This is a genomic window from Hyphomicrobium sp. 01T421 (assembly GCF_056398805.1).
The window spans coordinates 1,932,826-1,944,729 of record NZ_JBFTQC010000001.1; the positions used below are offsets into that span (position 1 = coordinate 1,932,826).

The window sequence follows — 11,904 nt, forward strand, 5'->3', positions numbered from 1 at the left end:
CACAACCTGCTCATCACCCCCGCTCCGGCCCTCCCCCTTTTGGGGGGAGGATTGGAACAACGTGGACTTGATGCGTTTCGCGAACAGCCCCAGCCTCACGTTAGATTACTCCTTTGCCGAAACGGTGAGCTGACCAGCGGCCGAGCGCGCGTAACGCTCGGGGCGATACATGTCTTCGACGGTTGCCGCGGGGTGGACGAAGATCCCGGGGTTCACGGCGCGGACGATGTAGGCGAGCGTCACCGTCACGGCTTGCGGCTTTTTCTGCGCCGTGCCGTCAGGCAGCACGACCGATCCGTCGTCCGGCGTTTCGACCGAGTTCTGATCAACGCCCTCGACCGAGCTGCCGTTGTTGCCTGACGTATCGGACGACGTTTGCACGTTGGCGAAGTTGAATGCCGCGACGAAGCGATCGTCGCGGAACTCGGTATGCTCGGGGTCTGCTGTCGATTTCAGCCACGAGAGGCCAGCAATCGCGCCGCTGTCGACGAGATGCGGATTCTCGATCTCGAAACCGGCAGGCAGGCGGTCGACGACCATGACGCGGCCAGCCGGCTCGTCGGACGTGACCTTGACGGTGATGACGAAGCGATCGTTCTGCTTCACCTCCGTCTTGCCGCCATTGAGGCTCGCGAGATCGATTTTCTTGCCGTCGAGCGCGTAGGCCTGACGTTCGATCTTGAAGCCTTTCGATGCGGGCGGTTCCGGCGTCAATGCGGCGCCGATGACGGAGATCACGGCGTCGACGGCGGTGTCACCGTTGTTGGTGATCGTCAGCGTGCCGTCCTTCAGCTCGGCGGGCTTCAGTCCTTTGAGCAGCGGGCCGTTGATCGGCTTGCCATCGATCGAGAGCGTCGTCGCCTTCACCTCGTCGTTCAAAGCCTTCGCTGCGAGAAGCATCCATGCCTGTTCTTGCGTCGAGGTATAGCTGCGGGTCTCGTAGGCCTTGGCGATAACGGTTGCGAGCTTCGGCTGTGCGTCGCGGGCGACGCCTGTTTCGGCGGCGAGCGTCACGAGTGCGGCGCCGTCGCGAAGCGTCGAGCCGTAGTCGCTACGATAGCCGGAATCTGGCTTATCCGGCATGGCTGCGAGAGCGGCTGCGAACACCCGCTCGGCGCGTTCCTTGTCGCCCATCATCGCCAACGCGGCACCGACTTGCGCTTTTGCGAGCGGCGTCGAGAAGCGTTCAATGCGTTCGTCGGCGTAGTAACGGAGGTCGCCGACGGGTGCGCGGCTGCTTCGAGCGAGGACGTAGAGCGCGTAGGCGCGATCTTCGCCGCCCTTCTCGAAGTCGGATGCGTAGGCGATGAAGTTCTGCAGTTTATCGAGGGCGCGATTGAAGCCCTCGCGCGGCACGTCGTATTTCGCTTCCTTGGCGCGCGTCAGGAAGTCCGTCACGTAGGCGGTGAGCCAGAGGTCGGTTGAGGACGGACCCCACACGCCGAATGCTCCGGTCGAGTCCTGCATGTCGAAGACGCGGGCGATCGCGCCTTGCACGCGTTCCTTCAGAGCTTTGTCCTCGGCAAGGCCGATTTGCGCTGCGAGCGCGTTGGCGACGACGAGCGGCATCGCGCGCGACACCGTCTGCTCGGCGCAGCCGTAGGGATAGCGGTCGAGCTGAGCCAGAAGCGTCGGCACGTCGAGACGCGCGGCCGGGCCAACGGAGAGATTGATGCGCGTCCGCGACGGGATCAGATCCTGCGCAAGATCGCGCGTGACCTGCAACTTGCCGCCGGGCTTCAACGACGAGATCGTCGTGCGTTTGATGTCGCCGGCTGGCGGCAGGACCTCGAACGTCATCTCGCGCTTGACGCGAATGTCATTCGGGCCGGTAACGACAGCCTTGAGTGTCAGCGGACCGATATCGGCGGGTTTGAAGGCGATGCGCTGAAGCGTGCGTTCGCCGCCTTTCAGGTCCGCCGATTTGTCGGCGATCTCGGTGAGCGTTTCGTTGGTGTCGTCGCCATCCTTTTTGAAAAGCGCGAGTTTGTACGCCGCAGCGGGTCCATCGACGTTGTGGATGCTGAAGCCGAGGTTCATCTCGTCTCCGAGCGTCATAAAGCGCGGCACGGCGACGGTCAGCGCCACCGCGTCCCGCACGATCAGATCGCCGGATCCGTGGCCGACCTTGTCCTTGCTCCAGGCGACAGCCATCACGCGGACGGTGCCGTTGAAGTCGGGAAGCTCGAAGTCGACGCTTGCGGTGCCGTCTTCCTTGACGCGGACGAGGCCGGAGAAGAGGGACACGACCGTTTCGACCGTCGGGTTGCCCTGGAGGGCTGCTCCGCCGTCGCCGCCCGAGCGAAGCTTGCCGCGATCGGCGCGCATGCCGTCGATAAGCTTGCCGTAGAAGTCGCGGATTTCGAACGACAGCTTCTGCTGCTCGGAGAAATATTTCTCCGGCGCCGGAGTTTCGTAACGCGTGAGATTGAGGATGCCGAGATCGACGGCGGCGACGACGACGCGCGCGTCTTCACCAGGCGACAGGCCTTCGACCTTCAGCGGCACCGTGAACGTGCTGCCGGATTTCACCTTTTCGGGAAGTGTCACGGCAACTTTCAGATGCTTGCCGCTCTGGTCGATCGGCAGCCAGCGGACGCCGATGGCGCGGCTCGGCATGCGCTTCTGGCTCTCATCCATCGGGCGATAGAGGATTGCCGTTGCGTAGGCGCCGGGGCCCCACTCGCCGGAGATTGGGATTTCAACCTCGCCGCCGCCCTTGGCGATGTCGACTTCCTTCATCAGGTGGAGGCTGGTGCCGAGCACCGAGACCAGCGCCTTGCCGCCGAGTTTTGAAGCGATGCGCAGCTTCGCGGTCTCGCCGGATTTGTAGCTGTTCTTATCGAGCGCAACGTCGAGCTGCTCGGGGCTATCGACGTTTTCGCCTGCCGTGTACCAGCCGGCGTTGAAGAGCACGCTCGAAGCCGGGCCGTCGGCATCGTTCGATGCGACGTCGAGGCGATAGCGTCCCCACTGGATCGGCTGCGAAATTTTCGCGGCGCCATCGGCGGTAACGGCGAGAGCTCCGCTACCGATCTTACGCTTCACGGTGACGGCTTCGTACGTCCACGATCCGTCGCGGCGATACCACTGCCAGTTCGTGTCGAGGCGCGTCAGCGTCCAGGTGAGATTGCTGTTGGCTTCAGGTTTGCCGTCAGCGCCGAGAAGCACGACGTTGAAATCGGCGTTCTGGTCTTCGGCGGCGGTGAAGTTTTCGAACAGCGGCTTGATGCCGATGCGTTCGAGTTTCAGATCGACCGGCAACGTGATGTTGCGCTCGATGGTGCGGCCGCCGTCCTCGCGAAGCTTGACGGTGATCGCGGCTTCGAGCGGCTTCGGCGTTTTCGGCATTTGCGGCAGGACGATCGGGATGGCGGCTTTGCCATCCTTGTCCATCGCAAGGCTCGCCTCGAGCGGCTGGCGCGCGGGGTTCACGAGTTCCTCGGCCTGTCCGAAGACATATCCGGCGAAGCCAGGCACGTCTTTGTTCGAGGCTTTGACGACGACTTCGCCTTCGATGCCGAGGCCGGCTGCCGGCGGTCCGTAGAGGTAGCGGCCATCGGCGTTGATCGTTTGATTTTCGTCAGGCGTCAGTGCCGGGATGTTGGCCGAGAGCGTCATGTCGAGGCGTTCGGGCACGAAGTCTTCGACGAGGAAGCTCTTCTCCGCGATGGCTTCGGCTTTGGGGTCCGTGTAGAGCCGCAGACGCCACGTTCCGGTCATCGCGGCTTTAGCGAGCGGCACGGCGAGCGCGCGGCCGCCGAGGCCCTGATCGTTCATCACGAGGCGCGTCTGCTCGACGCCGTCCGGCCGGAAGAGCATCAGCGTCGTCGGCACGGCGGATGATTTGCCGAACTGGTCGCGAACGAGCGCGGTGACGTTGACTTCCTCGCCGCCGCGGTAGACGCCGCGTTCGGTATAGACGTAGGCATCGACGGGGCCAGACGGATCGCGGCCTTGGACGCCGCGGTCAGACAGATCGAAGGCGTTGAGCGTCAAGTCGAGGAAGGCGTATTCGCCCTCGCCCTTTTGCGCGACGAGGATCGCGGGCGCGGTGCCGCCTTCGCCTTTCGTTATCGCTGCGTCGAACTTTGCATAGCCGCGATCATCAGTCGTCGCGGTTGCGAGCACTTCGTTGTTGCGGGCGATCAACTTGACCGACGTTCCAGCGACGGCCGTTGCTTCCGTCAGAGAGCGAACGAGCGCGTGAACGCCGTCGTTGCCGGTGAACGCGGTCAAGCCGAGGTCAGAGACGATGAACCACTGCGTCGCGCGCTCGTAGCTTTCTTCCTTCTGCTTTTCGGTCGGCTTCGCAACCATGACGTAGACGCCCGGCTCGAGCTTACCCGTCGCGTCGGTGACGGGGACGGCGGTCGAAACCTCCTCGTTGAGCTTCGACGTTATGTCCATCTGGCCCTGGTAGACCTTGATGCCGGAACGATCGCGGATGTTGTCGACGTCGTAGCTCGAAAGCTGACGCTGCATGTCGCCGGATTGAAGCGTAATTGCTAAGCTCCGGTCGCCGATGCGGTAGACTTCGACGTCGATCTTCGTCGTGTTGATCGTGGTGACGGGGATGCCCTGCTGTCCGCGCGACGGCAGCACGTAGGCCTTGCCGCTGAAGCGGACGAACGCAGAGCGATCCGGCACGTAGACCGCGATGTTCGCGGTCTTCATCAGCGTCTCGCCGATGTCGGAGGGGAGACCCGCGCGGATTTGCACTTCATAGCGCTCGCCGTGCTTCAGGCCTTCGAGGCAAAGCTGCTTGCCCTCCTGGACGAGGTTCTGCGGATCCTTGCCGCCGACGGAGATGAATTTGGCGACGTCCGTCTGCGTGCGCGAAAGATCTTCCGAGAACTGCAGGCAGAGACGCGGCGGCGTCGCCTCGTTGTCGGTCTTGTAATCCGTCATGCGGAAACCGTATTCGCCCCGGAGGCGGTCATACATTTCGCGCGTCGGCTGATCGTCGGCGAGCGTCAGGCTGAGGCCCAGTGCGTCGATTGCCGGTCGCCAGTAGGAGCGGGTTTCGAGCGTGCGGCCGAGTACATAAAGCGCGTGCGCCTTTTGCGCGTCGTCTGTCGCGCGCTGATATCCGCGGTAGGCGGCGCCCGAAGCGTAAATCGGCAAGTCGTAGCGTTCGCCGCCCTTGTCGGGATCGGGCTTGATCGCGAGCAGGGCTTCGGCGAGGCGCGTCCAGGCGGCTGAATCTTTCTCATCGACGGCAACCGCGTTGGCGAGGCTTCTCGATGCCGCCCTCGGGTCGGTCGCGAAAACTTTTTCCGCTTCGGACTTCAGCGCGGCCGGTGATTTACCGTCCGGTTTCCAATTGGCCTTGAGATAGGTTTCGTAGCGTTTCGCATCCGCCGCAATCCCTGCGTGCAGGAAGGGTTTCTCGGTGGCGCTGGCGCTCGAGAGCGTGGCCAGCAGGAGAGCGAAAAACACAGCAAGGCGCGCGATGACGTGCATGGGGTGGCATCCTGTTTGAGTGCCTGGCGATCGTAGCTTCGTTCGGCACACGATTGGCGCCTGGAACTTAGCCCGGGCGGAGTATCGCTAATCGGCCAGTGTTTCAAAAGCCCAACAGGGGCCAAGGGCCGAAGCGCGGCGGCAAATTCGGAAATGCCGCCCCTTGCGCGTTCTTGCGGCCTTTTTCTCTGCATGCACGCGCAAAGCCTATCACCGCGCGAAAAGGCGGGGATAAGTTGTGCGCCGTACACCATATTCCGTCGTCACGGCAACGGTGATGGCAGACAGCAAATGTCATCCCCGGGGCTAACCCCGAGGATGACAAAGCGTGTGTGTTCTTGAATCGAGACGGCCGCGCTAGTGGCGCGGGTTGCGAGGCAGGCCGTTCTGATCAGCAGATTGTCCGGCAATGATTTCCGGCGCGACGCTGGACGCGAGAGGCTTCAACGGGCGGCCGCGAACCCACAATTTTTCGAAGGACGCGCTGGCGAATACGCCGGTGGCGGCGTCGTCGGCGTGATAGATTTCGAAGGCATCGCGTTTCGTCGGATCGCGACGGAGGCAATCGCCGATCCAGACGCGGCTCTGACGAACGACGAGCTGTTCGTGCGCGGGGCCGAAGCTATGGTCGGCGAGAACGCGGAATTCGGCGTGCGGAATGTCCAGCAACGATGTCGCCCCCGGTTCTTCGGAGTTCGTATCGCAGATCAGGATCCGGATGCGGGTGTCGTCGATACGCCCTTCAGACCACGCGGCGCAAAGCGCACGTGCGACCGGGCTGTCGGGATTGCGAACAAAAACAGTCAAGCACTTATGGTCTGCCGGGCCTTCTTCGCGGGGTGCCAGACCATCCCCAATGAAGTCCTTGAGGCGTGCTTCCTTATCCGTTCGAGCTACCATCATGAGCCCCGAAGGTGAAGCGATGCGCATTTATGATTTCCTATCTTGAGCCGACAAAATTCGGAAGTTCGAACTGCCCCCCGCTGGGCATTCGGCGGCCCCATTAAGCCAAGAAGAATGTTAAACAAGCGTTGCCGGTCGGTTCGATTTAAGGCGAACGGCGTTATCCTTTTTTCTTTCCAAGTGTTTTTCATTCTGCAGCCGGTGGTGCGATTCGGCGGATAAGCGCTCTATCGCCTTCAGAAAGCTGGATTTCTTCGGCAGGGCCGGGGAGTTGTTTCTCATCGAGATGAGCGAGGGAATTGGCCCCGGCCGGATCGCTATTTTCGCTCTCGACTTCGATCCAGCGGCCGTCAAATCGGCGCATCGCGGCTTCGAGCGAGGCCGGCATAACCGCCTCGCTTACTGGCACAGAAAATGTCGCGGTTTCACGTTGCAACGTCACGCTGGCGCGGGGTTCGCCGGGGGCGGCACCCTCTGCCGGTTTTTCACCGCGTGGCTGATGGGGACGGGAGATCGTGACGACCGTCGCCGGGCGAAATTCGGGTAGCGGCGGCGGTGCGACGGGTACCGTTTGAATGGTGTTGCTGTTGGCTGCCTTGACGGTGACGTCCGCCTCGGGATCGGACTTCGGCGGCGCGCGGCGGACGCGGGGCGCTTGTGGCGCGGCCGCGGACGGTAGGGCCGGCTCGGGCCGATAGACTTCGGCATAAGGACCAAAGCGAGCGGCGTGCTCGGGATCGATCGCGAGGTTCGGGCGAGCGGGGCGAATGTGGTGTTCGAAATTCGGGGCGGCAATCGGCTCGTCGCGATCTTCGGCGTGAGAAGCGGGTGGCGTCGCGCGCGGCGAAGCAGCCGCTTGTTCCGGCGCTGGCGTTTCCGTTATCGACGGTGTTGACGGCGCATCGCGCTCGGCGGAGCGGCCGATCGTGCCATCGCTTCTCGCGGCACGGCGCGCGGCACCCATGACGGCGCCCAGGATGATGTCGGACCACGCGCCGTTCGTGAACTTGTAGACGCGGAATGATTCCGAGCCCGCAAATTTCGACCCCTGACGCTTCAGGCGTTTCTGGATGCTGCTCGTTATGGGCAGCATCGTCCGCTTGAAGATTTTTTCTTTTTCGAAGCTCGCGAAGAGATTGGCGAGAAGCTGCGCTTCGACGCGCAGGTTTTCACGTTCGGTCGGATTCATGCGCGGCGGCGCATCGAGGGGAACGGCGACGTAGTAGTCGCCATTCATGTCGAAGACGACATGCCGGAACAGCTCGAAGTTTTCGCGGATCTGCTTGTCGCGATGAATGTCGTTGAAGCGCGAGAGGATCTCGATGACCGGTCCGCGCTCGGCGGCTTGCATTTTCGAAACCAGGCCGTCGAGGCGGCCGCCCGGGCGCTGGCCCATTGAGACGAGGAAAAGGCAGATATCGACGAAAAGCGCGACGGCGAGCGGGACGTAGTCGCGTTTGGAAAGGCCTGCGACTTGGTCGTCGACAAGGGATCGCGACGCACGCGCACTGGCGTCGCCCGAGTTCTCGACGGATTGAACGGCTTTCTTCTGCAATTCGCGCAGCTCATCGGCGGACGGCGGCATCTTGAATGACAGCAGTCCGTAGAACGTCGTTGTCAGGCGGCGGAAGGCTTCGATCGTCGCCTCCGGGCCTTCGACCGCCGCGATCTCTGGCTTCTGCAACTCGGGCAGCTGATCGATGGCCTTCACGACACCGCGCAATGCCATCTGCAACTGCGGGTCTGGGCAGGAGACAGCACCATTCTTGCCTTCGCCGAAAGTCGTGCGTTCGGCGCGGTCGGCAAGATCGGAGCGGATCTGGCGGAGCTGCGGATCGGTCCTGAAGGCGTTGAAGCCCGTCGCGGTCAGGTCGAGCTTGCGGCCGAGCGCGCGCATGAACTCGTTACGCGTGCCTGTCTTCGGATCAAAGGTCGATGCGTCCGCGGTGACGATTTTCGCGAGATCGCCGTTGAGGGCGCCCATGTCGGTTTTGACGGCGCCGATGCGGCCTTTGACGAAGTCGGAGGCAAACGAAAAGCGTTGCGCATCGTCTTCACGCATTTTGCGGCGCGGGCCGTCGCCCGGCTTCGAATTCGGGCACGACGTTCCCTTCGTGCGCTCGATCTCGGCTTTGTCGGTCGAGACCTGGGTCAGTTGCAGCAGGGTGGCCTGCAGCTGCTCGAGGCGGGTTTCCGCGCCATGCAGGGAGTTCTGAACCTGCGATACGGCGCTTTCGGCCGAGCGGGAGGCTTCGCCGCGGCTTTCGAGAACCTTCCAGTAGAAGCCGAAGCCGAACCCGATCGATATCAGCGAAAGGAAAACGTAGCCCGCTGCATAGAAGAGCCGGGTGGTGAAGGGCAGCGGCCGGAAGAGTTGATCGAGAAGCCAGATGATCATCGTCATCAGCATCGCGACCGAGAAGCCGACGATGACGCGATGGACGATCGGCAGATCGCCCATGTTGGCTTCGATCAGCTCGAGCATGCCGACGTAGGTTGCGACCCACGACAGCGCGCCGAGGCCAACGATCAGAATTGCGCGCTTCCAATCGCGCGGCGGCTTTTGCGGCGCGTCGTCGTCGCGCACGTCGGCGAAGAGGCGCATCGAGCCCGTCCCGCGCCCGAATTCAGGACCATCCAGGTTCATCACCGCCAACCCATCCCAAGTGAGAGGCGCAGACTCCACGCGCAGTCCGCGTTTTTAATGTCGCAACTGCGGCTCGCCGATGTTCGAGTGCTGGCGGATTTTCAGCGCGAGGATGAATAGGAGATGAGTTTTCCCTTTCGTTGTCCTCGGCGAGATGCCGACTAAAGTCGGCACCCAGACGACCATCCTCAAGTCATTGCGTTGGGGCTTGGCTGGATGGAGCCCGGCCTGCGCCGGGATGACGGTGGGGTGGGTGGACCAGAGCCTTTTCTCAAGTGGCATTGCCGGAATGAGCCGAGGATGATGCGAAACGTTAGTTCGCCGTCAGAGTGCGGAGCTGTTCGTCCGAGGGCGATCGATTGCGCGCAATCGTTCCTTCGGACGCCGCTATTCCCGGAGCAGCGCGAAGACTTGCAACCGGCGCCGACGCGGGACGGCGTGGCGGCAGTAAATTCCGGCGCGGGTTCGCTTTGGCGTGATCGGCAAGGTCGCGGAGGAGGACATCGAGCAGGGGTGCTGCAATTTGAGCAGAATGCAGATCGCGCGCCCACGGTTTCGAGGCCGTGCCGGTGCCGACGAGGACGACATAGGAATAGGCAGCGCCGTTTGCGAACTGCAGTCCGCCGGAGGCCCAGGCATCGACGGTGGCGTTCGGATCAAGTGAGACGGATGTTCCCGTCTTGGCGAAATGCAGCCGCAGGTCGCCGCGGCGGCGCGCGCACCATTGGCTCAGGCTTTTCAGCGTGCCGTATGATTGGCCGCCGGTTTGATAACAGAGCGGCGCTTCGAGCAGAGACCGGATCAGCCAGACCGCGCCCGGCCGGATGAGCGACTTCGGAATGACGGCGGGGCGAGCCTCGGCGGTGATGCCGGCGCCGCCTTCGCCTTTCTGCGTGTAGTCATAAGCTGCAATCAACGTCGGTGGCCGGACTGGTTTCGTGCCGCGTCCGATCAGCGATGCCAAGATCACGCTCGACATGAAATGCACGCGCTGGGGCGCTCCGGCGATTTGCCCGAGAACAACGGCGGTCGATGGCGGGGTTCCGCCTAGCTCGGCAGCGGGCGGCATGGTGAAACCGAAGCCGTCGATCAGCCGCTTGATCGGTACTTGTCCGAGTTGAGCGCCGCGTGTGATCAGCGGCGCGTTGAGCGAACACGCGAAAGCGACGACGGCTTTGCGGTTGCCGGTGCTTCCGCCCTTGGCGCACGTGTCGAGACCCTGTGCCGGTGCTTGCGGATCGGCGTAGAGACTCTCCGCCGTGTCGCGTCCCTGATTGGCGAGCGCCACCGCCAAAATCATCTTGCCTGTCGACGCCACCTGACGGCTTTCGAGCGCCGAATCGTAAAGGCCATTGTCGGCGCGGCGCGCGGGCAGCGAGCCAAAGTAAGCGGCCGTTTCTCCGGCCTCGTAATAGCGCACGATGTTGCCGTCGGCATCGGCCGCGACCACGATGACGTTCGGCAGCGTCTTGTCGACCGTCACCTTCTTGGGGTCGAGCGTATAGGCGGGGTCGATGCGCGACATCCATTTCGTGTCGAGCGCTGTGAGGGCGCCGTCGATCTTTTCGCGGAAGGCGAGGTTTTCGCCGATGTCGAACGTCGTCGTGACGCCGCGAACGTAATCGCGCCAGCCGAAACCGTAGCTCTGTTTCATTTCCTCGCGGATGCCGAAACGCGCAGCCGGAAGAAGCAGGTTGGCGCGGATCGTCGGATTGGCTTCGGCGCGTTTCACTTGGTCCGGCGCGAACCGTTCGAGAGCCGCTTCGAGCTTCGGCTTCACCTTCGGATCGGGCGGACCGCCGGCGAGTTCCATCAGCTCGAAGACCACCTTTTTCTGTTCGGCTTCGTCGGTGATGAGCTTCTCGGCGCAGGTGCGGGCGCGAACTTCCGTAATGTACCGCCAGCGGTCGAGGCGGACGGCATTCAGCCGGTCGTTGCCTTCGAGCAGGATGATCGGTTTGTTGACGGCGGAAGCAAGCACGAACTGCTCGGCCGTCGTAAGATCCTTGGCTTCTTTGCCGAATACGACCTGGCTCGTCACTTCGACGCCGTGCAGCGGTTGGCCGCCGGTGCGCTGGGCAAGCCAGATGTGGTTCGCCGCCCACTGCTTCAGAAGCGTGTCGTCGCCACCGCGGGTCAACTCGCGATAGATCACGGGCGCGAGCCACCATTCGCCGAGCTTGCGCCGGAGCTTTGTGATGCCGCCCTCGCCGGGGCTTGGCGGGGTTTTGTAAATCACGCGCGCGAACTGCATCGGCAGCGTCGAGCCGCCGACTCCGAGGCTTGGGCGGTGCGCCGCGATCGAGCGGGTGATCGTCGTCAGCGGGATTTTCAGAACGCCAATGAGATCGATGCCGAACGGATTGAGCGGTCCGCCAAGGTAGCGATCTTCCTGATAGGAGAGGCAGCGCCAGTATTGTTCGGGGACCTCGCGCACGGGGATCGATTTGTGGTCGGGGTTCGCCACGTAGTCGCCAAGCGCGATGGCGCTGTCGGTGTAGTTCACATCGCGTAGGCTATCGAGGCGCGGATCGAACGTGCCGACGAAGCTGCCCTTGGGATCGTAGATCGCAGTCGCCAGCCACCGCTCCGCGTCGTAGCCGAGCCTGTCGTGCATCGAAAGCTCGCCGATGTAGCCGCGTATCGGTGCAGCGACGTAGACGAGGAGGATTGCAAAGAGAACGTAGAGGAATGCTGCCGTGAAGACGTGCCGGAGCGGACCGAGCTTCGGATTGAACGCGACCGTCATCATCAGCCAGCGCAAAATCGCGCGCGGCACCCAGAGACAAAACTCCGCGAAAGCGGTCAGATGCCGCAGTAAACGTAACATCGCTGTCGCAAAGCCGCGCTAATGCCATCGCCGGAGGGCGGCGGCTGAGCGTTAGACG

Annotated in this window: 4 protein-coding genes; all 4 read right to left on the reverse strand. The window is 63.0% G+C overall.

Annotated features, from left to right (window positions below):
* Positions 1 to 105: 105 nt before the first annotated feature.
* The gene (locus AC1DK3_RS08850; RefSeq protein ID WP_477191859.1) at positions 106 to 5,466 is read right to left on the reverse strand and encodes an alpha-2-macroglobulin family protein; all 5,361 of its coding nucleotides are present in this window, start codon (positions 5,464 to 5,466) and stop codon (positions 106 to 108) included.
* Positions 5,467 to 5,823: 357 nt separating this feature from the next.
* A complete protein-coding gene (locus tag AC1DK3_RS08855) occupies positions 5,824 to 6,396 on the reverse strand; it encodes a hypothetical protein (RefSeq protein ID WP_477191860.1) in 573 nt (190 codons plus the stop codon).
* 160 nt (positions 6,397 to 6,556) lie between these two features.
* The gene (locus AC1DK3_RS08860; RefSeq protein ID WP_477191861.1) at positions 6,557 to 9,055 is read right to left on the reverse strand and encodes a hypothetical protein; all 2,499 of its coding nucleotides are present in this window, start codon (positions 9,053 to 9,055) and stop codon (positions 6,557 to 6,559) included.
* Positions 9,056 to 9,329: 274 nt separating this feature from the next.
* Positions 9,330 to 11,846: a transglycosylase domain-containing protein gene (locus tag AC1DK3_RS08865; RefSeq protein WP_477191862.1), complete on the reverse strand. Its 2,517-nt coding sequence runs from the start codon at positions 11,844 to 11,846 to the stop codon at positions 9,330 to 9,332.
* Positions 11,847 to 11,904: the final 58 nt, after the last annotated feature.